A 26,327-nucleotide genomic window follows, 5' to 3' on the forward strand; every position below is an offset into this window, starting at 1 on the left:
TTTTACCAACCGTGCCGGATTACGCTGTCTGATTCTCCAGTGCAGGTTTCTCGGTGCCGATCGCTATTTTCTGTGGCTGCAAGGCTTCCGGCACGTCACGCACCAGGCTGATATGCAGCAGGCCGTTGACAAACTCGGCGGCCGACACATGCATATGCTCTGCCAGCGTAAAGCTCAGGGTGAAAGGCTTAATCACTAACCCCTGATGCAAATACTCCACTTTCGTTTCTGGCTGTGCCGGGGTGCCGCTGACGGTTAAGCGCGGGCCTTCCACTTCAATATTCAGCTCACTTTGCTGGAAACCGGCCAGCGCCAGTGAAATGCGGTAATGATTGTCGTCAGACTTTTCAATATTGTACGGCGGGAAAGCCTGATCGGCACCCTGCATTGAGCTGGCTAATTTATCAAAACCAATCCACTGACGAAGTAATGGGGAAATATCATAATTACGCATTGTATAACTCCTTCTTTGAAGCGAGATTAATTAATCCGTCACCCGATTTGGGTGTGACGGTTCAGCCCCCTGACGGCGAGCCTAAACTTTTTCATTTGTGCGTTGTCTTTATAAACGCTTAGCGGATCTCGATACGCCGTGGTTTGGACGTTTCAGGAACGATGCGTTCCAGATCGATATACAGCAAACCATTCGACAAATTAGCCGCTTTAATTTGAATGTGTTCGGCCAGCTGGAATTTGCGTTCGAAGTTACGCTCAGCAATGCCCTGATATAAATACGTGCGGTCTGTGTCAGACGGTGCATGCGCGCCTTTGACCACTAACATATTGTCCTGCGCCGTGATGTCCAGTTCGGATTCGGCAAATCCCGCTACCGCGATAGCAATCCGGTAATGGTTTTCATCAACCAGCTCGACATTATAAGGGGGATAGCCGCCACCCTGATTCTGACCCGATTCGATGAGATTGAATAAACGGTCAAAACCAATAGCAGAACGGTATAACGGGGATAAATCAAAATTGCGCATCACTACTTCTCCTGACATTCAGCGAGTGTATATAAATAGCCTTCCGGATTGGACAGGCTCGCAACGCAGTTTATATTTCCGATCCCTTCCGGCGATCGTTTCCTGCGTCGTACATTAAAAATGGAGACGAAAGGAATAATTTCAAGTTTCAAAAACTAAAAATTTTGGTTGTTGTTTAAACCACAGGGGCCAAAATACCTGTCGGGTAGGGCAAAACACCAGGGACTACAGGCAGTTTTCTGCAAGATTTCAAATAGTAATTACACTTAATGAGATCGCAGCCACAGAGCTACAGCTTGCTTTGTTAATTTTTTGTGCTGAGTGGTATAAGTCACTTTGACTTAAAAGCTCAGCCTGACAGCATAAGATGAGTTCTAACATGATGAAATTTGCACTAACGCCGCTGATGACAGGATGCGTTTTTTTAGCGACGAGCGGCTGTTCCAGCGTGATGAGCCACACCGGTGGCGATACCGGCTATTATTCTGGCGCACGCGCAGATGTAAACATGATGAAAAGCGATGATACCAGTTGGGTAATGACGCCACTGCTGTTAATCGATTTGCCGTTCAGCGCCGTGCTGGATACGGTATTGTTGCCTTACGATTATTACCGCAGCGGAAAAGTGACGACGCGCGATCGCGTCAAAGCCAGTGAAGAACATAATATCGCCCTGAGCAACGGCGTTGATATCGACCATGTTCCCCCCATGACGACCACGCCACGCGGGCAAAAATCTTCGGCACACAAGAAGTGAAAAAATGAAGTGCAACCGGCCAGAACTGGCCGGTTTGATAAAATGCTTAGTGACTGCCCGTCACGAAGATCTGAGCAAACTCCCCGCACTGACGCATAAAAGCAATTTTGCTGCCATCCGGCGAATACACGACAGCGTCCGCACACGGCGCGATTTCCGTTCTCCCGGTCAGCCGGTGCATTTCTCCGTTTTCCACATCAAGACGCATTACGCTGTTGTCACACACCAGCGCTATCGATTTTCCGTCCGGGCTCCAGCTAAACGCCGACTGAATTCCGCTGGCCGAATGGCTGATCTGCACCGGCTTGCCGCCATTGGGCGATACCGTCCAGAACTGCACCACGTCTTTTTCATCCTTCATCAGAAACGCAATCTGGCTGCCATCCGGCGAAGCCCGTAACCAGTGACGCGGCTGGGCTGCGATGCCTTTTTCGGTAAACGTAATGCGTCGCTGTTTTACACCCGCCGGTGGCGCAGGCAGCGTGTCCGGCGTTCCCTGCAACGGTTTTCCCCCTGCTTTCAGGTAATCCGCGTCGTCTTCCGGTAAATCCACCACAAAAATTTCCGGGTGCTTTTCGCCGCCTGCGGAAAGCGTGTCGCCGATAAAAGCCAGCGCCCGGAGCTGACGGATGCCATCCGGCTTTAAATACCCCTCGCGCCCAATCCAACCCTCTTCATAGGCGCGGTTAATATCGTCGCTGCCGGGTTCCGGTTTAGCGGTTGTTTCGCTGACCAGAACGCTGAAATGGCTGCCATCGTATTCACGTGGATGATGTTTTGGCGGCGTGACGGGATGTGCAGATAAGGCGACGCCGACGTTGCGTAAATCCTGCGCCGGATCCCGCTCATGCAAAACGTGGTCGTTGTAGGTAAAACTCAGGCGGGAGCCGTCCGGGCTGAAAACGTGAACATGCGTGCCGCCACGCAAAGCGCCGGGCGTAAACGGCGCAGTGATGTCCATCGCGTCGAGCGTCACGGCCTGCGCACGTTGTGGCTCAGAAACAATCACGCCGCGCCGGTGATGGAAATCATATTGCCAGCCGTCATCCGGATTTTCCGGGCCATGAATAAACGCATAACGGGCTGGCTGGCCCGGGCTGACTGTCACCACGCCCACGTGAGCATTTTCACCAGCGCGATAAAGGACTTCCGTCTCGCCGGTTTTCACATTCACACGCTCAATGGTCGAACCGGTGAAAGAGCCACCGTGCGGACGCACGTCGTACACCAGCCACTGGTTGTCCGGCGTCCAGATGTTAATGTTGGTCAACTGATGCCCGCGGGCATCGGAAGTTAACTGTTTTTCCATGGCCTTCTCTCAGACGTTCAGCACAAATTTGTTCACGGCAAACGCCACACCGTCTTCGGTATTGGTTTTGGTGACGAACTGGCTGACCGCTTTTACGCTGTCGAGCGCATTGCCCATCGCAACACCAATTCCGGCGTATTCCAGCATCGCGATGTCATTTTCCTGGTCGCCCAGCGTCATAACGTTTTCGCGCGGAATGCTTAGTTTTTCGGCCAGTACTTTAACGCCTTCGCCTTTATTCACGCGTTTATCCAGGATTTCGAGGAAATACGGTGAGCTTTTCATGATGGTGTAGCGATCTTTGGCTTCCTGCGGAAGCTGGCTGATGGCGCGATCCAGCACTTCCGGGTCATCAATCATCATGATTTTCGGGAAGGTCAGGGATGTATCCATTTCTTCCGCCGGGCAAAACTGAAGCGGAATACCGGTCGTGAAGGATTCATGCACGCTGAATTTGCTGATATGGCGGTTCGCGGTATAAAGATCGGTTTTAGTCAGCGCATGGAAATGCACACCAAGCTCACGCGCCAGTTGTTCGAAGTAGTGATAATCTTCAATTTTGAGGGATATTTCGGCGATCACGCTGCCATCTTTCGCATTGTGAACCAGTGCACCGTTGTTGGTAATGCAGTAGCAACCCTCCTGCTGCAAATCCAGTTCCATCAGATAACGCTGCACGCCGATAAATGGACGGCCCGTCGCCAGAACGATTTGCACACCTTTCGCACGCGCATCGGATAACGCTTTTTTTACGGCAGGAGTCACTTCATGCTGCGGATTGAGCAATGTCCCGTCCATATCAATTGCAATTAATTCAATAGCCATAGCATCCTCAGAGTTTGAAAAATCTTCCTCAATGCTAAGCGACATGCCGGGCTAAAGCCAGTCAGAATGCGGGGGGCTGCAGACGAAAAAAAGCCCGAAGCGGTTTCCCGGTTCGGACTTTCTCATTTCAGCACATCCTGTTATCAGATATCGATATTGGCGGCTTTCAGGGCGTTTTCTTCGATGAAGGCGCGGCGCGGTTCAACCGCATCGCCCATCAGCGTCGTAAACAACTGGTCAGCGGCAATGGCATCTTTCACGGTCACACGTAACATGCGGCGTTGCTCAGGATCCATCGTGGTTTCCCACAGCTGATCAGGGTTCATTTCGCCCAGACCTTTGTAGCGCTGAATCGACAGACCGCGACGCGACTCTTTCACCAGCCATTCCAGTGCCTGCTCGAAGCTGGTCACGGGCTGACGGCGTTCGCCACGTTCGATGAAGGCGTCTTCTTCGATCAGGCCGCGCAGTTGTTCGCCCAGCGCACAGATTTTGCGGTATTCGCCACCCTGAATAAAATCAGCATCCAGATCGTAATCAGTATCGACGCCATGGGTACGGATACGCAGAACCGGTTCAAACAGCTGATGTTCGCGATTTTCACGTACGATCGCACTGTAAGAACTGCCGTGCTGCTCTTTCTCATTGAGACGAGCGACCAGCGATTCCATCCAGGCCTGAACTTTAACCTGATCGGTCAGATCGGCACCCGGCAAGGTTGGCTGATAAATCAGGTTGTTAAGCAGCGCACGCGGATAACGACGTTCCATGCGGCCAATCATTTTCTGCACGCTGTGATGTTCGGCCACCAGTTTTTCCAGCGGTTCACCCGCCAGTGCCGGTGCATGCGCGTTGGCGTGCAGCGTTGCGCCGTCCATCGCAATGGAGATCTGATACTGATCCATTGCTTCGTCATCTTTAATGTACTGTTCCTGCTTGCCTTTCTTCACTTTGTACAACGGCGGCTGTGCGATAAACACATGACCACGTTCAACAATTTCAGGCATCTGACGGTAGAAGAAGGTCAGCAGCAGAGTACGGATGTGTGAACCATCGACGTCGGCATCGGTCATGATGATGATGCTGTGATAGCGCAGCTTGTCCGGGTTGTATTCGTCACGGCCGATACCACAACCCAGTGCGGTGATCAGCGTTGCCACTTCCTGAGAAGACAGCATTTTGTCGAAGCGCGCTTTCTCAACGTTGAGGATTTTACCTTTCAACGGCAGAATCGCCTGGTTCTTACGGTTACGGCCTTGTTTTGCAGAGCCGCCCGCTGAGTCCCCTTCCACTAAGTACAATTCGGAATGAGCCGGGTCGCGTTCCTGACAGTCCGCCAGTTTGCCCGGCAAACCTGCCAGATCCAGCGCGCCTTTACGACGGGTCATTTCACGTGCTTTACGCGCCGCTTCACGGGCACGCGCTGCATCGATGATTTTACCGACAACGATTTTGGCGTCTGACGGGTTTTCCATCAGGTAATCCACCAGTTTTTCGTTCATCAGCGTTTCAACTGCAGTTTTCACTTCAGATGAAACCAGTTTGTCTTTGGTCTGAGAAGAGAACTTAGGATCCGGAACTTTTACCGAAACCACGGCAATCAGGCCTTCACGGGCATCGTCACCGGTGGCACTGATTTTGGATTTCTTGCTGTAACCTTCTTTATCCATGTACGCGTTCAGGGTACGGGTCATCGCCGAACGGAAACCGGCTAAGTGAGTCCCGCCATCGCGCTGTGGAATGTTGTTGGTAAAGCAGTAAATGTTTTCCTGGAAGCCGTCGTTCCACTGCAAGGCCACTTCAACGCCGATATCGTCTTTCACCGTGGAGAAATAGAATACGGTCGGGTGAATTGGCGTTTTGTTCTTGTTCAGATATTCCACGAACGCTTTGATACCGCCTTCGTAGTGGAAGTGATCGCTTTTGCCGTCACGTTTGTCCAGCAAACGGATAGCCACGCCGGAGTTCAGGAATGACAATTCACGCAGGCGTTTAGCCAGAATTTCATACTCGAATTCGGTGTTATTGGTGAAGGTCTGGAAGCTCGGCCAGAAACGCACCGTCGTGCCCGTCACATCAGTATCGCCAATCACTTTCAGCGGATCCTGTGGCTCGCCGTGCACATAAGTCTGGGTGTGCACTTTGCCTTCGCGGCGGATAACCAGCTCCAGTTTTTCCGACAAGGCGTTAACGACGGAAACACCCACGCCATGAAGACCGCCGGAAACTTTGTACGAGTTATCGTCGAACTTACCGCCAGCATGCAGAACGGTCATGATGACCTGAGCAGCAGAAACGCCCTCTTCTTCATGAATGCCGGTAGGAATACCACGACCATCATCCTGCACGGAGACAGAGTTGTCTGCGTGGATCGTGACCTGAATCTCTGAACAGTGGCCCGCGAGGGCTTCGTCGATAGCGTTGTCCACAACCTCGAATACCATGTGGTGCAGACCAGTGCCGTCATCGGTATCGCCGATATACATGCCGGGGCGCTTACGCACCGCGTCCAGCCCTTTTAATACCTTGATACTTGAGGAGTCATAAGAATTCGACATCAACGTTTCTCGCTCATTTTTAGTCCTGTGATAGAACGGCTATTTTACCTTGTTCCACGCGGAACATCTTGCCCTTTTCACCCATCATGTCGGTCACTTGCTCAGCGCTTATCGCACTGACAAAAACCTGTGCCTGGGTGGCTTTCAGGCGATCCGCCAGCAACCGACGTCTGTCGGCATCCAGCTCGGAGGCAAAATCGTCAAGAAGATACAGGCAACGCCGCCCGCTCTGTCGGGTGAGAAACTCACCCTGCGCTAACCGGAGCGCACACATCAGTAATTTCAGCTGCCCACGGGACAGTAAATCTTCCACCGGCGTGCCGTCGGCACGAATGCGGAAATCCGCTTTGTGTGGGCCTGATGCGGTATAGGTTAAGGCTCTGTCGCGTTCAAAATTACGCTCCAGCAATTCGCCATACTCGGTTTCCCTGTCCCATCCACGCTGGAAAGAAAAACTAAGGGCGAATTCTGGCAGGAATTGCGCGCAGGTCGCGCTGATATCAGCCGCGATCGCTTCGCTGTACGCCGCCCGCCATTCGCTAATACGCTCGGCTAACGGGATCAGTTCCTGATCCCAGGCACGAATTTGCGCATAGCGACTCACCTGTCGCAGCGCGGCGTTGCGTTGCTTGAGTAACCGTCTCAGGTTGCTCCAGGCGATAAAAAAACCGGGATCGTGATGGAAACAACCCCAGTCGATAAACGCCCGCCGGTACTTCGGCCCGCCATTGAGCAGGGTGAAGCCTTCGGGCGTGATAAGTTGCATCGGCAACATCTGCGCCAACTCAGACACTTTGTGCCCGTCGCTGCCATCGATACGCACCTTACTGTCGCCCTGACGGCTCTTGCTCAGGCCAATCGATACTTCACGGTCGCCGCCGTCATCGACGCGCGCATGCAGCACAAATTCAGGCTGATCGTGACGAATGACGCGCCCGGCCTGCAAACTGCGAAAAGCGCGGCCATGCCCGAGCGTATACACCGCCTCGAGCACGCTGGTTTTACCGCTGCCGTTGGGACCAACGAGAAAGTTAAAACCCGGCGAGGGATCTAAATCCGCCGCCTCGATGTTGCGGAAATCTTTTATCAGTAAGCGCGTTAAGGCCATTAATTCAGACTAGAGCCTCATCGGCATGACAACGTACGCGGCCGACTGGCTCGCAGCGTCTTCGATCTGCACGCTGGAAACCGAATCGGTCAGCAGCAGATTCACGTCTTCGCACTTGAGCGCATTCAGCACATCCAGCACGTAGCTGACGTTGAAGCCGATTTCCATTTCGGTCCCTTCGTAGCCAACATCCAGAATTTCTTCTGCTTCTTCCTGTTCCGGGTTATTGGCGGTGATTTTCAGCTGGTTATGGCTGACATACAAACGCACGCCACGGAATTTTTCATTAGAAAGAATGGCCGCACGGGCAAAGGCCTGTTTCAGCAGATCGCAACCTGCCTGCAACGTTTTGTCCGGATTCTTCGGCAATACGCGGCGATAATCAGGGAAACGGCCATCAACCAGTTTGGACGTAAAAATGAAGTCACCGACGTGCGCACGGATATTATTGCTGCCGATTTGCAGTTGCAGCGTGGTGTCGCCGCCGTCGAGCAAACGCACCAGTTCCATCACACCTTTACGAGGCACGATCACCGAATGCGAAGGCAATGACTGACCAACCGGCATTGAACAAACAGCCAGACGGTGGCCGTCGGTTGCCACGGTACGCAGCTCTTCGCCTTCGGTTTCAAACAGCATGCCGTTTAAATAATAACGGACGTCCTGATGTGCCATGGAAAACTGCGTGGCTTCGATCAAACGTTTCAACGTCGCCTGCGGCAAGGTGAATTCCACCTCGCTTTGCCAGTCGTCGAGATTAGGGAAATCTGTTGCCGGCAGGGTCGACAGCGAGAAACGGCTGCGGCCTGATTTTACCAACATGCGGTCGCCGTCGAGCGCGACGGAAATTTCCGCACCTTCGGGCAACCCACGGCAGATATCAAAGAATTTACGCGCAGGAACCGTTGTGGCACCCGCTTCATGTGGCTGAGACAGTGCGACTTTCGCCACCATCTCCATTTCTAAATCCGTCCCGGTCAGCGACAACGCGCCATCCGTCACCTGCAATAACAGGTTACCCAGAATTGGCAACGTCGGTCGTCCACCCAGCGGGCTACTGACCTGTTGCAGTGGTTTCAGCAAGTGCTCACGTTCAACAATAAATTTCATAGCGCTAGGAAGATAATGTTCTGATTAAGTTGGAGAAATCTTCTTTGATGTCGTGATTTTCTTCACGCAACTGCTCGATTTTCCGGCAGGCGTGCAACACCGTGGTATGGTCCCGACCACCGAACGCATCGCCGATTTCTGGCAGGCTGTGGTTGGTCAGCTCTTTCGCCAGCGCCATCGCCATCTGGCGTGGGCGGGCTACCGAACGGGAACGCCGTTTGGAGAGCAGGTCAGCGACCTTGATTTTATAATATTCGGCCACTGTTTTCTGAATATTATCGATAGTGACCAGCTTCTCCTGAAGCGCCAGTAAATCGCGCAGCGCTTCACGAACGAAGTCGATGGTAATCGCACGGCCAGTAAAGTTGGCATTGGCGATTACACGGTTCAGTGCGCCTTCAAGCTCACGCACATTGGAACGCAGACGTTTTGCAATAAAGAACGCCACTTCGCCCGGCAGACGGATATCGTTCTCGTCGGCCTTTTTCATCAGGATCGCCACGCGGGTTTCTAATTCCGGCGGCTCGATCGCCACCGTCAGGCCCCAGCCGAAACGCGATTTCAGACGATCTTCAACACCGTTGATCTCTTTCGGATAGCGGTCAGAGGTCAGGATGATCTGCTGATTGCCTTCCAGCAGCGCATTAAAGGTGTGGAAGAATTCTTCCTGTGAACGTTCTTTATTAGCAAAGAATTGGATGTCATCGATGAGCAACGCATCGACGGAACGGTAGTACCGTTTGAACTCTTCAATGGCGTTGTTTTGCAGGGCTTTTACCATGTCCTGCACAAAACGCTCTGAATGCATGTACACCACTTTTGCGTTGGCCTTGCGAGCCATGATGCCGTTACCGACCGCGTGTAATAAGTGGGTTTTACCCAAACCAGTGCCGCCATAAAGGAAAAGCGGGTTGTACGCGCCCCCCGGATTATCAGCCACCTGACGCGCCGCCGCGCGAGCCAGCTGGTTTGATTTACCTTCAACGAAGTTGTCAAAAGTATGTTTCGGGTTGACGTTAGAACGGTAAGAAAGTTCGGGCTGAGCCGGGGAACTGTCCCAGCTTGGGCGGGATGGAGCCAGACGTGGGATCGCCGGCGCAGCCTGTGAGCTGACGCTGGCCGCGACAGGCTGACTGACGCGTTGAATCACCGGCTTGCTGCCGACTTCAAAACGCAGCAACGGAGCATCCGTGCCACAGAAATCGTTAAGCAAGCCGTTAATATTGTTTAAGTATTTGTCACGAACCCAATCCAGGACAAAACGATTCGGGGCGTACAGCGCCAGCGTATTGTCGTTGAGTTCCGCCTGTAGGGGGCGTATCCACATACTGAATTCTGTGGCAGGTAGTTCATCCTGCAAACGGGCAAGACATTGCTGCCAAAGCGAAAGTGACACGGCGGACTCCACTCGAACAAGTATCAAAAAAGAAAAGGATCAGGATATTTTTTAAATCATGATTTTTGGCACACGTTCCGCCGGGCAATGGGGGAATTTTCTCTCACCACCCTGTCAGTGGCGTAAAGTCACGTGCGAACCGCTCTTTGCGGTTTGTTGTCGAAAGTGCCCTGTCAGGATCACGATCGGAATGGCGGATCATAGCGCAATCCGACACAGAGATCCTCCTCTTCCTGAGAGTTTAGATCCTTTTTATCCACAGGCACCGATCGACAAGTGGGTAAGCTTAGCCGATCCTTTTAAAATTAGGCGATGTAATCATCACTCTGGTGAAAAAATAGGAGTCCGCTGACGCTATTTTCGTCAGATTGGGAGAAAGATCTCACCCCTGTGGATAAGGATCAGCCGAGGATCCTTGCGATTTATGACAGAGTCCGTATAATCCTCAGCCCTACGTGTGAAGCCTGTGTTCCTGATGGTCATAACCAGATGGATATTGCGGTGTGACCACGGGCCATTCTGGTAAACACTTGAGCCATTTCTGGCAATGTAAATTGACTCAGGACTGTACAGTTATTACAATCCCGCTTCTTTATATGTTGCGACAAAGGCATCGGTCGTATTTTCGCCGAAATGTCTTCGCGTTTACTGATCAGTAATAATTTAAGTTTAGGTAGAAATCGCCATGAAACGCACTTTCCAACCGTCCGTATTGAAGCGCAACCGTAGCCACGGCTTCCGTGCTCGTATGGCCACCAAAAATGGTCGTCAGGTTCTGGCTCGCCGTCGTGCGAAAGGCCGTACCCGTCTGTCAGCTTCTAAGTAATAAAAGCTAACCTATTTAGTGGTTAAGCTCGCTTTTCCCAGGGAGTTACGTTTGTTAACTCCCCGTCATTTCACTTTCGTCTTCCAGCAGCCACAACGGGCTGGCACGCCGCAAATCACCATACTCGGCCGCCTGAACGAGCTGGGGCATCCCCGCATCGGTCTCACCGTCGCAAAAAAACACGTCAAACGCGCACATGAACGCAACCGAATCAAACGCCTGACCCGCGAAAGCTTCCGGTTGAATCAGCATACGCTGCCGTCGATGGATTTTGTGGTAGTCGCCAAGAAGGGTGTCGCTGATTTAGATAATCATGCGCTGACGGAAGCGTTGGAGAAATTATGGCGTCGACATTGCCGACAGGCTCCCGCATCCTGATTAAACTGATACGTGGTTATCAGTTATTCATCAGTCCGTTGCTCGGGCCACATTGCCGCTTTCGACCAACCTGCTCTCAATACGGTATTGAAGCAATTGGTCGTTTTGGCATGTTAAAAGGCAGTTGGTTGACTTTGAAACGCGTATTAAAATGCCATCCTTTGAACCCAGGTGGTGATGACCCCGTACCGCCGAAAACCGACAATAACAGAGAACACTAACGATGGATTCGCAACGCAATCTTTTCCTCATCGCTCTGCTGTTCGTGTCTTTCATGATCTGGCAGGCATGGCAAACGGACCACGCTCCGCAACCCGCCAACCAGACCACGCAACAGACTGCGAACACTGCAAACGGTGATGCTGCTAACCAGGCTGTTCCTGGTAGCGGACAGGGCAAATTAATTACAGTTAACAGTGATGTGCTGTCATTAACGATCAACACCCGTGGTGGCGACATTGAGCAGGCTCTGCTGACTGCTTACCCAACATCTTTGGGCTCTGACCAGCCTTTCCAGTTACTGGAAACCACGCCTAATTTCCTCTATCAGGCACAAAGCGGCCTGACGGGTAAAAACGGTCCAGATAATCCGGCGAACGGCGAACGCCCTCTGTTCCAGACCAGCTCGGATACCTTCACGATGGCTGAAGGCCAGTCTGAACTGCGTATTCCGATGACGTATACTGCGGCGAACGGTGTGATTTACACCAAAACCTTCATCATCAAACGTGGCTCTTACGCGATTAATGTTGAATACAATATCAATAACACCTCGCCAGCTCCGCTTGAACTGACCCTGTTTGGCCAGCTCAAACAAACCACTGATTTGCCTAAGCACCGTGATACCGGCAGCAATAACTTTGCGCTGCATACATTCCGCGGCGCGGCATACTCCTCAAGTGATGACAAGTATCAGAAGTACGCGTTTGATAAAAGCGAAGCGCTGAATGTCACCACACAGGGTGGTTGGGTCGCTATGTTGCAGCAGTATTTTGCAACGGCGTGGATCCCATCTGCGAAAGATACCAATACATTCTTTACGACGACCAATAACGGCATTTCTTCGATTGGCTTCAAAGGTACTCCGTTTACCGTTGCTCCTGGCGCACAACAGCAGGTTGCTTCCACCCTGTGGGTTGGCCCTGAAATTCAGGACAAGATGGCCGCTATCGCGCCTCACCTTGACCTGACGGTCGATTACGGTTGGTTATGGTTCATCTCTCAGCCACTGTTCAAGCTCTTGAAATTCATTCAAGGTTTTGTCGGTAACTGGGGCTTCTCAATCATTGTTATCACCTTCATCGTGCGCGGCATCATGTACCCGCTGACCCGTGCTCAGTACACGTCGATGGCGAAAATGCGTATGTTGCAGCCAAAACTGGCCGCCATGCGTGAACGTATTGGTGATGACAAACAGCGCATGAGTCAGGAAATGATGGCGCTGTATAAGTCTGAGAAAGTGAACCCGCTGGGCGGTTGTCTGCCGCTGGTTATCCAGATGCCAATCTTCCTGGCACTGTATTACATGCTGTCTGGCTCCATTGAATTGCGCCACGCGCCATTCATCTTGTGGATCCATGACCTGTCAGCGCAAGACCCGTACTACATTCTGCCGGTTCTGATGGGTATCACGATGTTCTTCATTCAGAAGATGTCGCCGACCACCGTCACTGACCCGATGCAGCAGAAGATCATGACCTTCATGCCGGTCATCTTCACCGTGTTCTTCCTGTGGTTCCCGTCCGGCCTGGTGGTGTACTACATCGTCAGTAACCTGGTAACCATCCTCCAGCAACAGCTGATTTATCGCGGGCTGGAAAAACGTGGCCTGCACAGCCGCGACAAGAAAAAGTCATAAGTCCGCGTCAGGGCGTTTCCCGTCCTGACCGCTACACTCATGATTAAGACACGAAGGCGGTCATCGAGACCGCCTTTTTGCATATTCAGAAAGAGACAATTGCTATGAGTACCTCAGATACCATTATTGCCCAGGCAACACCTCCCGGTCGCGGTGGCGTTGGCATTTTGCGCATTTCCGGCCGTGCGGCGCGTGATGTGGCACAGGCTGTCTTAGGTAAACTGCCCAAACCTCGTTATGCCGATTATCTGCCGTTTCAGGACGCAGACGGCAGCACGCTGGATCAGGGGATTGCGCTGTGGTTCCCCGGCCCGAACTCCTTTACCGGCGAAGACGTACTGGAACTGCAAGGCCACGGCGGCCCGGTCATTCTCGACCTGCTGCTCAAGCGGATTGTCGCGCTGGAAAATGTGCGTATCGCGCGTCCGGGTGAGTTTTCTGAACGTGCGTTTCTTAACGACAAGCTGGATCTGGCACAGGCTGAAGCGATTGCCGATCTGATTGATGCAAGCTCTGAACAGGCCGCACGCTCGGCGGTGAACTCGCTTCAGGGCGCTTTCTCGCAGCGTATTCATCATTTAGTGGAAGCACTCACTCACCTGAGAATCTTTGTCGAAGCAGCCATCGACTTCCCGGATGAGGAAATCGACTTCCTGTCCGATGGCAAAATCGAAGCCAAACTTAACACCGTGATGGGCGATCTGGATGCTGTCCGCGCAGAAGCCCGTCAGGGCAGCCTGCTGCGTGAAGGGATGAAAGTAGTGATTGCCGGACGCCCGAACGCCGGTAAATCCAGCCTGCTGAACGCGCTGGCCGGTCGCGAAGCAGCGATTGTGACCGACATCGCGGGTACTACGCGCGACGTTCTGCGCGAGCATATTCACCTCGACGGCATGCCATTGCACATCATTGATACCGCCGGTTTGCGCGAAGCCAGCGATGAAGTAGAACGTATCGGTATCGAACGTGCGTGGAATGAGATCGAACAGGCAGACTTAGTATTGTTTATGGTTGATGGCACCACCACCCCGGCAACTGAACCGGCAGATATCTGGCCGGAATTTATGGCGCGCCTTCCGGCTTCCCTGCCGATTGTCGTGGTACGCAATAAAGCCGATATTACCGGCGAAGCGTTGGGGCAAACCGAAGTGAATGGTCACTCACTTATTCGCCTTTCTGCCCGCACTGGCGACGGCGTGGATTTGCTGCGCGATCATCTGAAACAGGTGATGGGCTTTAATCACAACATGGAAGGCGGATTCCTTGCCCGTCGTCGTCACTTACAGGCACTGGAAGAGGCTGCGCAACATCTGGTTCAGGGTAAGGATCAGCTGCTTGGCGCGTGGGCGGGTGAATTACTGGCAGAAGAGTTGCGTCTTGCGCAGCAGTCGCTGAGTGAAATCACCGGCGAGTTCACGTCCGACGATTTACTGGGCCGTATTTTCTCAAGTTTCTGTATCGGGAAATAACGACCGGAAGAATGCAGAAAAGCCCGCGACTGTTGCGGGCTTTTTTATGCCATTCAGAAAGTTATATTACCAGATTTTATAAATACGCCCGGTTTGTGCGCCTTCCACGCTGCGCACATAGGCTTTTGCCACGCGCGCCGCCGGGGCCGCTTCAAAGCCCGGGAAGAACGGGCCGTAACCTTCGAGAGATTCTTCAACGACCGTCGGGCTGACGCCATTGATGCGCAAGCCTCGCGGCAATTCAATCGCGGCTGCACGCACAAAGCCTTCTACTGCGGCGTTTACTGCCGTTGCATTTGCGCCCTGACGGATGGGTTCATCGGCAACGATACCGCTGGTCAATGTGATTGAACCGCCATCGTTGAGAAACGCATTGCCGATCAGCGCGATACGCACTTGCCCGAGCAACTTATCCTGCAAACCGGTATTAAAGTGTTCTGCCGTCATTTCTTCCAGCGGACCAAAATGCAGGCTGCCGGTCGTGGAGATAATCGCGTCGAGTTTACCGGTGCGGGCAAAAAGCGCTTTCACGCTGCTTTCATCGGTGATATCCACCTGAAAATCGCCGTGCGTTTTGCCTGCGGTGATGACGTTATGGTTGTCGCCTAACGCGCTGACCACGGCTTTACCCAATGTGCCCGTACCGCCAATGACTAAGATTTTCATTTTTTATTCCTCAATTTTGTGTACAGGCTCATCATTAAACAAACTAGAAGTTAGATATAGACTTACAATATTTGTTCTGTCCTAACTCTGGGTTAGCAATATGGATAAGCTGCGGAATATTGAAGTCTTTATCTGCGTGGTCGAATCAGGAAATTTCAGCAGCGCGGCGGAAAAGCTGGGGATTTCAGCGGTGATGGTTGGCAAGCATATTCAGCAGTTGGAAAAACATCTGAACGCCAGGCTTTTGCAGCGCACAACCCGAAAACAAAGCCTGACCGATGCTGGTGACGTGCTTTATGAAAACGGCAAACGGGTGTTGGAGCAGATGAAAGCCACTGAAAACGCAATGGAAAGCCTGCAAAGCGTTCCCACCGGATTGTTGCGCATCAGCGCGCCCGTCTCTTTAGGCTCCAGCATGATTGCGCCCATGCTCGCCCGCTATCTGAATCTCTATCCGCAGGTCAAAGCAGAGCTGGTACTGAGCAATGCACGCGTTGATTTAATCGGAGAAAATTTCGATGTCGCCATCCGTATTGGCGAAATTGGCGATGACCGGCTGGTCGCCAGACCGATGAGGCCCTACGAAATGGTCATCTGCGCTTCGCCGGATTATTTACAGCGCAACGGTACACCTGCATCACCGGAAGATCTGAAAACGCATCCGTGTCTGATCCACTCCGTCTGGAATCAGAGTGAAGGCTGGCATCTGGCGAACGTCGGGCAAACCACCTCGGCATGGCCGGTGAATAGCCGCTATGTCTCCAATGACGGCCATGCATTGCGCAATGCTGCACTGGAAGGTGCCGGTTTGCTGCTTCAGCCGAAAGTGCTGCTGGCCGGGGATATTCTCAGCGGCAGGCTTATTCCGGTTCTTGAGTCTTTCATTCCTGCGCCACGCGCTGTGCATGCGGTCTATCTGCCCGATTTCCGCCCGCGTGCGAAACTCAATAGCCTGATTAACTACATGACAGAACACGATTTCTACTGATTATTCCGGACATAAAAAACGGTAAGTGATCGCTCACTTACCGTTCGGTTTACCGCGAAAAGAAACAATCAGAGTTTAAAGCCAGCCACCACGGTTTCCAGTTGGACGGTCTGATCCTGCATGGCCTGAGCGGCCGCAGAAACCTGTTCAACCAGCGCCGCATTCTGCTGAGTGGCGTTATCAAGCTGAGTGATCGCGACGTTCACCTGCTCGATACCGAGGCTTTGCTCCTGGCTGGAAGACATAATTTCATTCATCAGCGTCGCCACGTTATTCACTCCGCCCATGACTTCATCCATCGTCGTTCCGGCGGTTGCCACCAGTTCGCTACCCGTGGAGATATCCGCCACCGAATCTTCAATCAGCTTTTTGATTTCGCGGGCGGACGTGGCGGAACGTTGTGCCAGGCTGCGTACTTCGGATGCCACAACGGCAAAACCACGACCCTGTTCGCCGGCACGCGCTGCTTCGACGGCCGCATTCAGCGCCAGAATGTTGGTCTGGAAGGCGATACCGTCGATCACACTGATAATATCGACAATTTTGTGCGATGAGCGGGTGATTGAGCCCATGGTATCGACCACCTGTTTCACCACTTCCGACCCTTTCTGCGCCACCGCAGACGCATCGCGCGCCAGCTGGTTAGCGCCTTCCGCGTTGGCTGCGTTCTGTTTCACGGTGCTGGTCAGTTGTTCCATAGACGCCGCCGTTTCCACAATAGAGCTGGCCTGCTCTTCCGTACGGGCAGAGAGATCCAGGTTACCGCTGGCGATCTCACGCGATGCAGAGGTGATCGCCATGCTGCTGTCACCAACCTGACGGAGAATAGATTGCAGGAACGACAGGAAGCTATTGAAGCTCTGGTTGATCTGATTAAATTCAGGGCTGCGGCTTTCAGGCAAACGTTGCGTTAAATCCGCACCGCCCGCAGAAAGCTGGCTGATATTTTTATTCAGCGCCGCGAGCTGACGCATGAAAATTTTGATCGCCGCAATCAGCACAATCAGCAGCAACAACACCATCGGGATTTGCACCATGCCAAGGCTTGCCAGAATACTGTGACTGCGGGCCAGGAGCTGGCTGGTAGGCATGTCGGTCGCGATAAACCACGGCCCCTGAATGTTGCTCATAAACATCGTATGGGAGGTGCCATCATTGTCGTAATCCGTCATCAGGCTTGACTGACCATCGATTTGATCAAGGCTTTTGCGGATTTGCTTCGCCAGAGGTGATTGTTCACCAAGGGAAGTCAGTTTAGGCAGTTTTTCGTCACCCGCATGGCTGGCCCCCACAATAGTGCCGTCCTTTTCCACAATATAAATTGTGGCATGCACCTTTTTCTCCATCTCGGTCACCAGCTGGTTAAAGAAGCCCAGCGTGACGTCAATGGTGGCAACGCCCCATTGCTTATCGCCTTTATAAATCGGCATTGCACAGTTGGTGCGCGGCTGCGGGCTGGCATCATCGAAATAGGCGGGAGCCCAGACACAGCGCCCTTTTTCACCTTTTGATGCAGCCAGATACCAGGACTGATCGAAATAATTTGGCGATTCAGCGCTGTTCCAGAAAGTATTGACCGTCAGCTGATTATTATTATTGCGGGCAAAGAAAGTGCTGAATTTGATTTTTGCGGGATCACGCTGATTAGGTAAAGGCCAGATACCGCCACCAAATACCGCAGAATCACCGTATTGATCGACCAGTGCGGGCAGCAGGCGGTCAATGCTGTCGCTGTCCATCTGTGCGACAGTCTGGGTGACAGTGCGGACCTGAGACTCGACTTTATTCAGACGATCGTTAATAGCGACCGCCACATTATCCACCTGATTAGCCACCAGATGACTTTCTGTCTGTTTCAGCTGTGGAGCAACGAAGACCTGGATCACGATGAGCGTAACGATGACCAGCACAATAAAAAACACGCTGATCAATGCGATAAAGCGAGATTGTGTTGTTTTTAACATTTTAGGGTACTCACAGGCAAAGCAGCGAGATCGCTGCTTAACTAGTAACGGCATATTCTGATGTTTCTTTATGTTGCTATAGTAGATATATCTGGTGCTCAGATCATATGAGTGAAAATCCAGAACATCATTCCAATGAGATTTTTTCTCACTTAGAAGTTAACACCGTGATTCGTTTCACTTTGTGGTTCTGAAAAAGGTTCTGAAAAGTGAAAAAAGTGTGTCGGGCTGCAGGTTTTATGCGGTTTTTAATGATTTCTCTTAATGTTATTCTTTACGATAATAGAGAAGATACGGTCGAACCATTAATCATGGAGTGAACAATGGCGTGCCATTTTGCAAGATGGGCTGTGACGGATGCTGAACCGGATACTCACCGGCTGCCCAGACATATTGTAACGTCCGCAAGACACCTTTCCGAAAAACAACGCAGACGGTTTTTAAACGGCCGGGTATTGCTGGCGGAAATTATTTTCTATCTGTACGGAATTGCTGAACTCCCTAATGTCATCGCGTTGCCCAGTGGACGCCCCAGCTTTGAATCCCCCGATTTGCCTGATTTCAGCCTTGCGTACGCAGGAAGCACCGCAGGCGTGCTCATCAGCAGCGAAGGGAAAGTCGGTCTTGACCTCGAAATCATTCATGCCCGCAGTGCGCTGGTGAATTCGCAACAACAGCTGCAGCTTTCAGCGGTTGAAAAAACCTGGATTGCGATGCAATCCGATCCGGTGGAATCCTCATTGCAACTCTGGTGTATACGCCAGAGCATGCTGAAGATGTCCGGCCTGAACGATCAAAGCCTGCTGACACTCAACCTGAACCCGGCATCGGGGCGTTTGCGTTCTACCGTTACGCCTGAAGCACAGGTGATGAGCGATATCGAAGGGTCTATTACCTGGTCGTGCGCGCAGTCGCCGTCGATTATCCGGCTACAGTGCTGGCGCTATGAACCGGAAAATGGCTTTACCCGCACGCAAACGCTGTCCGTTGACCAGCAATCTGAATCACCCCACTTTATGAAATTCACCAGTCTGCCGCCTGCCAAATAAAACTTCACTCATGTTTTCAAAAACCTTGTATATCGACGTGCCGTTTTTCGTTTAAGGTAAGAATCAGAGAGTCATCCATAACAGGAGTTAATCATGTCAGCTAAGCCACTGAAGTTTGTCACACTGTTAGGTAGTCTTCGTAAAGCCTCTTACAACGCCATGGTTGCGCGCACGCTGCCAAAAGTCGCACCTGAGGGCGTTACTATTGAAGCATTGCCGTCTATCGGCACTCTGCCGTTATACGATGCCGATATTCAGCAGGAAGAGGGTTTTCCGGCCGATTTAGACGCGATTGCGGAGCAAATCCGCCAGGCGGACGGTGTGATCATCGTGACGCCGGAATATAACTATTCCGTTCCCGGTGGCCTGAAGAACGCCATCGACTGGATTTCCCGTTTACCTAACCAGCCGCTGGCCGGTAAACCGGTGCTGATTCAGACCAGTTCAATGGGGCCGGTTGGCGGCGCGCGCTGCCAGTATCATCTGCGCCAGATTCTGGTCTTCCTCGACGCGATGGTAATGAACAAACCTGAGTTTATGGGGGGCGTCATTCAGAGCAAGGTGGACGAACAAATCGGTGAAGTTATCGATCAGGGGACGCTGGATTTCCTTAAAGGCCAGCTGACCGCATTTGCCGACTATACGCACCGCGTCAGCAAATAATTTTCAGCCGCTGAAATGCAAACAGCCCGCCAACTTTCAGAAAGTGGCGGGCTGTTTTTTTATCGTTCGCAGACGCTAAATCGCGTACGGATTAATGCCCGTCAACAAACGCGATTTTCAGCACGAACAGCAGGGCGACGACAACGACGCACGGGCTGATTTCTCTCCAGCGACCTGTACCCAGTTTCATCACCACATAAGAGATGAAGCCCAGCGCAATGCCTTCGGTGATGGAGAAGCTGAATGGCATCATCACTGCCGTCACAAATGCAGGAACCGCTTCGGTCAGATCATCCCATGAAACGCGGGCCAGGCTGGAGGTCATCAGAACGCCCACATAAATCAGCGCCCCGGCTGCCGCGTATTCCGGCACCATCCCCGCCAGCGGGGAAATAAAAATCACCAGCAGGAACAGCAAACCGGTCACGACAGCGGTCAGGCCGGTGCGGCCACCCACGGACACGCCGGACGTGCTTTCGATATACGCGCCAACGGAAGATGTCCCGATGAAAGCGCCCGCCACAGAGGAAATACTGTCAACGTACAGCGCCTGTTTCATCTGCGGGAATTTACCCTTCTCATCAGCCAGACCGGCTTTGTCCGTCACGCCAATCAGCGTACCGGAGGAGTCAAACAGGTTTACCAGCATGAAGGAGAAAATAACGCCCGCCAGGCCGATATTCAGCGCACCTTTCAGGTCAACCTGACCGACGACGGTGGTAATGCTCGGCGGCATCGACCAGAAACCGTTGTAATGCACATCACCGATCGCCAGACCAATGCCCGTTGTCACCACAATCGACACCAGCACGGAAGCGTGGAAGTTACGTGACGCCAGCACCGCAATGATGAAGAAGCCCAGCACGCCCAGCAGGACATTGTGGGATGTCAGGTTGCCGATGGTGACAATGGTGTCCGGATTCGCAACGATAATGCCGGCGTTTTTCAGCCCCATCATGCCGATGAACAGCCCGATACCGGCAGTAATCCCCACGCGCAGGCTGACCGGAATGTTCGCGATCATCCAGTAACGGATACGGAAAATAGTCAGCAGCAGCAGGCCAACGGCACCCCAGAAAATAGCGCCCATCCCGATTTGCCAGGAAACCCCCATTGCACCGACCACTACAAAGGCGAAGAAGGCGTTCAGGCCCATCGCGGGTGCCAGCGCCACCGGAAGGTTGGCAATTACGCCCATCAGGATGCTGCCGAACGCGGCAATCAGGCAAGTGGTCACAAAGACGGCCTGTTTATCCATGCCTGCGACACCCAGAATCTGCGGGTTCACGAAAACGATGTAGACCATGGTCAGGAAGGTGGTTAAGCCTGCGATAGTTTCGGTGCGTACCGTGGTGCCGTGCTGCGTCAGTTTAAACAGACGTTCAGCCAGACATTTTCCGCCAGTAGCATTGCTGTGTGGTGTGCTCATTAGTGAGTTCCAAAATGGGGGGAAAACAATCGGGGGGTATCCTAAGGATTTTAGCCGGAAAGCGCCAGCACTCGATGTGTGGGATTAAATCTATCGTTCGGGTACAGTGCCGTAAACCACGCGAATAGATAAATTCTCTTAGGGAGGAAGTATGACGGGGATCCAATGTGTCTTTTTTGATTGCGACGGAACGCTGGTCGACAGCGAATTGCTGTGCTGTGAAGCCTATGTCGAGATGTTTGCACACTTTGGTGTGACGGTTTCTTTTGACGAAATGTATAAAAAATACAAAGGCGTAAAGCTTTACGAAATCGTGGCCATCGTCAATAAAGAACACGGAATTGACGTGCCGAAGGAGGAGATGGAAGTCGTTTTCCGTCAGCACGTTGCCCGCCTCTTTGACAGTAAACTCCAGCCGATCGACGGTGCACGCGAATTACTGGAACAAATCACCGTGCCGATGTGCGTCGTCTCCAACGGCCCGGTCACCAAAATGCAGCATTCGCTCGGCCTGACCGGATTGTTGCCTTTTATGGGCGACAAACTTTTCAGCGGCTACGATTTACAGCGCTGGAAACCCGATCCGGCAGTGTTCTACAAAGCCGCCGAAGTGATGGACGTCCCGGTGGGATCCTGCATTCTGGTTGAGGACTCAGTGGCGGGCGCACAGGCCGGGATCGCTGCCGGGATCCCGGTATTCTATTACTGCGCCGATCCGCACAACCCGCCGCTGGATCACCCGCTGGTGACTACTTTCCATGACATGCGCGAGTTGCCTGCGATCTGGCGTGAAAAGGGTTATCAGATTACGCGTTAAGGGATGTAAGCCTGCATCCGCCGCTCCAGTTCCGTCAGGGAACTCAGGCCCTCCGCGAGCGGCAGGGTTTTATCGTTAAAGATTTCCAGCGACCAGGGGCCGGTAAAGCCTTTCCGGTTCAGCGTGCTGACGAAATCCACCAGCGGTAAATCGCCCTGACCGGGATAGCAGCGGTAGCTGCGGCTCCACTGCTGCACGTTCATGTCTTTGAACGGCGCATCAGCCAGTTGCAGGAAACTGATTTTCTCCAGCGGCACCTCATCCAGCCGGTCAAGATTGTCGCCAACGGCGAGAATATGGAAGCTGTCGAGCACAATCCCCAGCGCAGGGTGGTTCACCTCACGAACGCGATCCCAGGCCTGCCGGTAGCGGTTGATGTGTTTCCCCCACGCCAGCGCCTCAAAACCAATATGGATGTCATGAAGCTGCGCCATTTCCGCCAGTGCAGCAAGATCGGCAATCTGGACATCGCGCTCCGCCGAACTGTCGGGGTCAGTATTACTGCACACCAGTAAGCGATCGCAGCCCAGTTCATTCATCAGATCAAACTGTCTTCGCGCACTGGCAAATTTTTCATGACGCTTTTCCGGCGGAACACCTTCAACGTCACGGAAAGGTTGTAGCAGGAAAATCCGTAATCCGAGCGAATCTGCCAGATTCCGGATGGCGATGGGTTTAACCGGGCTTTTGAGTAAGTCATCTTCAAAAATCTCTACACCATCAAACCCCGCAGCCGCGATGGCAGTGAGTTTTTCAGGCAGAGTTCCTGGTACTGAAACTGTCGCAATAGAACGTAACCGGGCGGTAGCAGGCAAAATAGCGTCCTTTTTGTCAGGCTTCGAGACTTACAGTAGTGGACCTTCATGCCGCGTTCGTCAAGTGTTGGCGGCTTGTATGAACGCACAGATTGTAACTGATCGAATCAATGGTTAATCTCTCTGGCGTGAATGTGGTTAATGATGAGGATAAGACGCTGAGCAGCCAAAGTTCCCCGGCGCCGGGACGTAAAAATGATCCGATAGGACTGAAACAGCGCATTTTCGACAGTGCTCTGGCTGAATTCGCTGAATCCGGCCTGATGGGCGCGCGTATGGAAAATATCGCCTCTAACGCCCACACCACAAAACGGATGGTGGTCTATCACTATAAGACCAAAGAAGCTCTGTATATGCTGGTGCTCGAGCACGTTTATCGCGGCATTCGCCAGCATGAGCTGGATCTGGATTTATCGTCATTTCCCCCGGCGGAAGCGATCGTCAAACTGGTGGAAGCCAGCTTCGATTTTCACGTTTCGCATCCGGAATTCATCCGCATTGTGTCTACAGAAAACATGCTACGTGGCCGGTTTATCCGTCAGTCCACCAGCATTCGTGAGATAAATAAAACGGCGCTAACCCTGCTCGAAGATATTCTCGCACGCGGAAAGCAAAGCCATCTGTTTAAAGACGATGCGCAGGCTCGTGATGTACACCGCCTGATCAGCAGCCTGTGTGTGCACCAGGTCGCGAACCAGTATACATTTGGCGCGCTGTTCGAAAACCCGGATGAAGTCGATTTACAGACAGCACATTACCGACAGTTGGCTGTCATGGTCGCCCTGCGTTATGTGATGAAGTAATTGTGTTGATCGGAAAGCAAAAAGGCCTCGTCAGAGGCCTTTTTTGTGAGCTGTGATGCTTACTCTTTCGCGTCTTCTTTGCCGTCGGTCAGCAATTTATCCAGCGCATCACCGCCAACATGACGGAAGTCCTGGCCTTTCACGAAATAGAAAATAAATTCACAAATGTTCTGGCAACGGTCACCGATACGCTCGATTGAACGCGCACAGAACAGCGCCGTCAGCACGCTGGGAATCGTGCGTGGATCTTCCATCATGTAAGTCATCAGCTGGCGTACGATGCCTTCATATTCCTGATCCACTTTCTTGTCTTCACGGTAAATACGCACCGCTTCGTCAAGATCCATACGCGCAAACGCGTCCAGCACGTCATGCAGCATTTCTACCGTGTGGCGGCCCAGAGACTCCAGACTGACCAGCAGCGGCTGATGCAAATGCGAGAATTTTTCCAGTGCCGTACGGCAAATTTTATCAGCCACGTCACCGATGCGTTCCAGCTCAGAAATGGTTTTAATAATCGCCATCACTAAGCGTAAATCGCTGGCGGTCGGCTGGCGCTTGGCAATAATGCGTACGCAGGCTTCGTCGATCGCCACTTCCATCAGGTTAACTTTGTCATCACCTTTGATGACGCGCTGCGCCAGCTCGGCATCCTGATTGTGCATTGCGGTGATCGCATCAGTCAGTTGCTGTTCAACCAGCCCACCCATTGCCAGCACCTGAGTGCGGATGTGTTCAAGCTCGGCGTTGAACTGGCCGGAAATATGTTTGTTTAAGTTCAGGTTGTCCATCGTTCTTACCTCAACCGTAGCGGCCAGTAATGTAATCTTCAGTCTGTTTGCGTGCTGGTGAAGTGAACAGCGAGTCAGTGTCGCTGTATTCGATCAGTTCGCCCAGATACATGAACGCAGTGCGATCTGAACAACGTGCAGCCTGCTGCATGTTGTGGGTCACGATCACTACGGTGTAATCAGATTTTAGCTCGGTGATCAGCTCTTCGATACGGCCTGTAGAAATAGGATCCAACGCAGAGCAAGGTTCATCAAGCAACAGAACATCAGGGCGGATAGCAATACCGCGTGCGATACACAAACGCTGTTGCTGGCCACCGGACAGGCTGTAACCGCTCTGGTGCAGCTTGTCTTTGGATTCATTCCATAATGCAGCTTTGGTCAACGCCCATTGCACACGCTCATCCATATCCGTACGGGAAAGCTTTTCAAACAAACGCACACCAAATGCAATGTTGTCGTAAATCGACATGGGGAACGGCGTCGGTTTCTGGAAAACCATGCCGACCTTCGCGCGCAGCAAGGCGATATCCTGCTTATCGACTAAAATATTTTCGCCATCGAGCAGGATTTCACCCTCAGCCCGCTGTTCCGGGTACAGCTGATACATTTTGTTGAACGTACGCAGCAGCGTGGATTTACCACAACCTGACGGGCCGATGAATGCCGTGACTTCGTTCTTAGCGATATCCAGGGAAATATTTTTCAGCGCGTGGAATTTGCCGTAATAAAAGTTCAGATCGCGAACCTGAATTTTGCTGTTGGATGCGTCAGTCATTCGACTCATTAAGACATCTCTCTTTTTCGCGCGCCGCGTGGCGACGCCGGGTAAACAGTGATGGCAGCCGCTACCGCCTGCCATCAATAATGAATTAACTTATTGCTTTTTCGGGGCGAAAATTACACGCGCCAGAATATTCAGCAGCAGCACACATACTGTAATCAACAGCACGCCCGCCCAGGCCAGTTGTTGCCATTCGCCAAACGGACTCATTGCAAACTTAAAGATAGTGACCGGCAGGTTAGCAATCGGCTGCATCATGTCTGTACTCCAGAACTGGTTGGAGAGCGACGTAAACAGCAGCGGTGCGGTTTCACCGGCGATGCGGGCGATGGCCAGCAAAATACCGGTGATAATGCCGGAAACGGAAGCTTTGAGGGTAATGGCTGAAATCATTCTCCACTTCGGTGTCCCCAGTGCGTAAGCCGCTTCACGCAGGCTGTCCGGCACCAGTTTCAGCATGTTTTCCGTGGTACGGATAACAATAGGAATTTGTAACAGCGCCAGCGCCAGAACGCCTGCCCAGCCAGAGAAGTGCCCCATTTTTGCCACCATAATGGTGTACACAAACAGGCCAACAACAATAGATGGCGCAGAAAGCAGAATGTCGTTAATGAAACGAATGAATTCTGCCAGCCAGGATTTACGGCCATATTCCGCCAGATAAATCCCCGCCATGACACCCAGCGGCGTACCGATGACGGTTGCCCACAGGATCAGTAATCCGCTACCCGCAATCGCGTTCGCCAGACCGCCGCCCGCCGTATTCGGTGGCGGCGTATTCTGGGTAAACAGCGCCAGTGACATCCCGTCGACACCTTTAACGATAGTCGTGAACAGGATCCACACCAGCCAGAACAAACCAAACAGCATGGTCAGCATGGAAACCAGCAATGCCAGACGGTTCTTCTGACGGCGCCATGCCTGACGTTTGCGACGGGATTCCAGTAAGGCTGCATTACTTTGCATTTCGAGTGTCGTCAT

At 52.5% G+C, this 26,327-nt stretch carries 26 protein-coding genes; 11 read left to right on the forward strand and 15 right to left on the reverse strand.

The annotated features are described in order from the left end of the window. Nucleotides 1-19: 19 nt before the first annotated feature. Both ibpB and ibpA read right to left on the reverse strand, forming a co-directional pair. Complete coding sequence (ibpB, locus tag CWS43_RS14910) at nucleotides 20-454, reverse strand: small heat shock chaperone IbpB (protein ID WP_101077801.1); 435 nt, start codon at nucleotides 452-454, stop codon at nucleotides 20-22. Between the two features lie 118 nt (nucleotides 455-572). Beyond that, entirely contained in the window at nucleotides 573-983 is a 411-nt protein-coding gene (ibpA, locus tag CWS43_RS14915) for a small heat shock chaperone IbpA (RefSeq protein WP_101077802.1), read from the reverse strand. 379 nt (nucleotides 984-1,362) lie between these two features. On the opposite strand from ibpA, the gene CWS43_RS14920 reads away from it, so the two are divergent. Further along, nucleotides 1,363-1,740, forward strand: coding sequence for a YceK/YidQ family lipoprotein (locus CWS43_RS14920; RefSeq protein WP_101077803.1), 378 nt, complete (start codon nucleotides 1,363-1,365; stop codon nucleotides 1,738-1,740). Between the two features lie 46 nt (nucleotides 1,741-1,786). Here CWS43_RS14920 and CWS43_RS14925 read toward each other — a convergent pair whose 3' ends face one another. The 6 genes from CWS43_RS14925 to dnaA all read right to left on the reverse strand — a co-directional run bounded on the left by CWS43_RS14925 (nucleotide 1,787) and on the right by dnaA (nucleotide 10,046). Continuing rightward, nucleotides 1,787-3,049 carry a DUF3748 domain-containing protein gene (locus CWS43_RS14925; protein WP_101077804.1) on the reverse strand — a complete coding sequence of 421 codons (1,263 nt, stop codon included), beginning with the start codon at nucleotides 3,047-3,049 and terminating at the stop codon, nucleotides 1,787-1,789. 9 nt (nucleotides 3,050-3,058) lie between these two features. Then, on the reverse strand, nucleotides 3,059-3,874 hold the full coding sequence (gene yidA, locus CWS43_RS14930) for a sugar-phosphatase (RefSeq protein ID WP_101077805.1): 816 nt from the start codon (nucleotides 3,872-3,874) through the stop codon (nucleotides 3,059-3,061). A 143-nt stretch (nucleotides 3,875-4,017) separates the two neighbouring features. Then, complete coding sequence (gyrB, locus tag CWS43_RS14935) at nucleotides 4,018-6,432, reverse strand: DNA topoisomerase (ATP-hydrolyzing) subunit B (RefSeq protein ID WP_101077806.1); 2,415 nt, start codon at nucleotides 6,430-6,432, stop codon at nucleotides 4,018-4,020. A gap of 19 nt (nucleotides 6,433-6,451) precedes the next feature. Beyond that, a complete protein-coding gene (recF, locus tag CWS43_RS14940) occupies nucleotides 6,452-7,540 on the reverse strand; it encodes a DNA replication/repair protein RecF (RefSeq protein WP_101077807.1) in 1,089 nt (362 codons plus the stop codon). A 9-nt stretch (nucleotides 7,541-7,549) separates the two neighbouring features. Then, nucleotides 7,550-8,650, reverse strand: a complete 1,101-nt coding sequence (dnaN, locus tag CWS43_RS14945; RefSeq protein WP_101077808.1) for a DNA polymerase III subunit beta — start codon at nucleotides 8,648-8,650, stop codon at nucleotides 7,550-7,552. A gap of 4 nt (nucleotides 8,651-8,654) precedes the next feature. Further along, a complete protein-coding gene (gene dnaA, locus CWS43_RS14950; protein WP_101077809.1) occupies nucleotides 8,655-10,046 on the reverse strand; it encodes a chromosomal replication initiator protein DnaA in 1,392 nt (463 codons plus the stop codon). A gap of 685 nt (nucleotides 10,047-10,731) precedes the next feature. Here dnaA and rpmH point away from each other — a divergent pair. The 5 genes from rpmH to mnmE all read left to right on the forward strand — a co-directional run bounded on the left by rpmH (nucleotide 10,732) and on the right by mnmE (nucleotide 14,577). After that, nucleotides 10,732-10,872: a 50S ribosomal protein L34 gene (rpmH, locus tag CWS43_RS14955; RefSeq protein WP_009637487.1), complete on the forward strand. Its 141-nt coding sequence runs from the start codon at nucleotides 10,732-10,734 to the stop codon at nucleotides 10,870-10,872. Between the two features lie 18 nt (nucleotides 10,873-10,890). Further along, nucleotides 10,891-11,250: a ribonuclease P protein component gene (gene rnpA, locus CWS43_RS14960; protein WP_101077810.1), complete on the forward strand. Its 360-nt coding sequence runs from the start codon at nucleotides 10,891-10,893 to the stop codon at nucleotides 11,248-11,250. Beyond that, on the forward strand, nucleotides 11,214-11,471 hold the full coding sequence (yidD, locus tag CWS43_RS14965; protein WP_095924029.1) for a membrane protein insertion efficiency factor YidD: 258 nt from the start codon (nucleotides 11,214-11,216) through the stop codon (nucleotides 11,469-11,471). The genes rnpA and yidD overlap by 37 nt, the downstream gene beginning before the upstream one ends. 2 nt (nucleotides 11,472-11,473) lie before the next feature. Beyond that, on the forward strand, nucleotides 11,474-13,108 hold the full coding sequence (gene yidC / locus CWS43_RS14970) for a membrane protein insertase YidC (protein WP_101077811.1): 1,635 nt from the start codon (nucleotides 11,474-11,476) through the stop codon (nucleotides 13,106-13,108). Between the two features lie 104 nt (nucleotides 13,109-13,212). Continuing rightward, a complete protein-coding gene (gene mnmE / locus CWS43_RS14975) occupies nucleotides 13,213-14,577 on the forward strand; it encodes a tRNA uridine-5-carboxymethylaminomethyl(34) synthesis GTPase MnmE (protein ID WP_101077812.1) in 1,365 nt (454 codons plus the stop codon). Nucleotides 14,578-14,643: 66 nt separating this feature from the next. On the opposite strand, the gene CWS43_RS14980 is transcribed toward mnmE, so the two are convergent. Then, nucleotides 14,644-15,243 carry a short chain dehydrogenase gene (locus tag CWS43_RS14980; RefSeq protein ID WP_101077813.1) on the reverse strand — a complete coding sequence of 200 codons (600 nt, stop codon included), beginning with the start codon at nucleotides 15,241-15,243 and terminating at the stop codon, nucleotides 14,644-14,646. A gap of 100 nt (nucleotides 15,244-15,343) precedes the next feature. Here CWS43_RS14980 and CWS43_RS14985 point away from each other — a divergent pair, with 100 nt between their 5' ends. Continuing rightward, nucleotides 15,344-16,231, forward strand: coding sequence for a LysR family transcriptional regulator (locus CWS43_RS14985; protein WP_101077814.1), 888 nt, complete (start codon nucleotides 15,344-15,346; stop codon nucleotides 16,229-16,231). 68 nt (nucleotides 16,232-16,299) lie between these two features. Here CWS43_RS14985 and CWS43_RS14990 read toward each other — a convergent pair whose 3' ends face one another. After that, nucleotides 16,300-18,195 (reverse strand): methyl-accepting chemotaxis protein, encoded by a 1,896-nt coding sequence (locus CWS43_RS14990; protein WP_101077815.1) that lies wholly within the window; start codon nucleotides 18,193-18,195, stop codon nucleotides 16,300-16,302. Nucleotides 18,196-18,518: 323 nt separating this feature from the next. On the opposite strand from CWS43_RS14990, the gene CWS43_RS14995 reads away from it, so the two are divergent. Continuing rightward, nucleotides 18,519-19,244, forward strand: coding sequence for a 4'-phosphopantetheinyl transferase superfamily protein (locus CWS43_RS14995; protein ID WP_101077816.1), 726 nt, complete (start codon nucleotides 18,519-18,521; stop codon nucleotides 19,242-19,244). Nucleotides 19,245-19,337: 93 nt separating this feature from the next. Next, on the forward strand, nucleotides 19,338-19,907 hold the full coding sequence (locus tag CWS43_RS15000) for an NADPH-dependent FMN reductase (RefSeq protein ID WP_101077817.1): 570 nt from the start codon (nucleotides 19,338-19,340) through the stop codon (nucleotides 19,905-19,907). A gap of 91 nt (nucleotides 19,908-19,998) precedes the next feature. On the opposite strand, the gene CWS43_RS15005 is transcribed toward CWS43_RS15000, so the two are convergent. After that, nucleotides 19,999-21,336: an NCS2 family permease gene (locus tag CWS43_RS15005; RefSeq protein WP_101077818.1), complete on the reverse strand. Its 1,338-nt coding sequence runs from the start codon at nucleotides 21,334-21,336 to the stop codon at nucleotides 19,999-20,001. A gap of 151 nt (nucleotides 21,337-21,487) precedes the next feature. Between CWS43_RS15005 and yieH the strand changes: the two genes are divergently transcribed. After that, a complete protein-coding gene (gene yieH / locus CWS43_RS15010; RefSeq protein WP_101077819.1) occupies nucleotides 21,488-22,153 on the forward strand; it encodes a 6-phosphogluconate phosphatase in 666 nt (221 codons plus the stop codon). Here yieH and CWS43_RS15015 read toward each other — a convergent pair. Beyond that, a complete protein-coding gene (locus CWS43_RS15015; protein ID WP_101077820.1) occupies nucleotides 22,150-22,968 on the reverse strand; it encodes a sugar phosphate isomerase/epimerase in 819 nt (272 codons plus the stop codon). The two genes, yieH and CWS43_RS15015, sit on opposite strands and share 4 nt — an antisense overlap. 110 nt (nucleotides 22,969-23,078) lie before the next feature. Between CWS43_RS15015 and CWS43_RS15020 the strand changes: the two genes are divergently transcribed. Further along, nucleotides 23,079-23,771 (forward strand): TetR family transcriptional regulator, encoded by a 693-nt coding sequence (locus CWS43_RS15020; RefSeq protein WP_101077821.1) that lies wholly within the window; start codon nucleotides 23,079-23,081, stop codon nucleotides 23,769-23,771. A gap of 59 nt (nucleotides 23,772-23,830) precedes the next feature. Here CWS43_RS15020 and phoU read toward each other — a convergent pair whose 3' ends face one another. From phoU to pstA, 3 genes are all read right to left on the reverse strand, one after another. Then, nucleotides 23,831-24,562 carry a phosphate signaling complex protein PhoU gene (gene phoU, locus CWS43_RS15025; RefSeq protein ID WP_101077822.1) on the reverse strand — a complete coding sequence of 244 codons (732 nt, stop codon included), beginning with the start codon at nucleotides 24,560-24,562 and terminating at the stop codon, nucleotides 23,831-23,833. A 10-nt stretch (nucleotides 24,563-24,572) separates the two neighbouring features. After that, nucleotides 24,573-25,340 (reverse strand): phosphate ABC transporter ATP-binding protein PstB, encoded by a 768-nt coding sequence (gene pstB, locus CWS43_RS15030; RefSeq protein ID WP_017490418.1) that lies wholly within the window; start codon nucleotides 25,338-25,340, stop codon nucleotides 24,573-24,575. A 99-nt stretch (nucleotides 25,341-25,439) separates the two neighbouring features. After that, complete coding sequence (gene pstA, locus CWS43_RS15035; RefSeq protein ID WP_101077823.1) at nucleotides 25,440-26,327, reverse strand: phosphate ABC transporter permease PstA; 888 nt, start codon at nucleotides 26,325-26,327, stop codon at nucleotides 25,440-25,442.

Source organism: Rahnella sp. AA (assembly GCF_002834385.1).
Classification (GTDB): Bacteria; Pseudomonadota; Gammaproteobacteria; order Enterobacterales; family Enterobacteriaceae; genus Rahnella.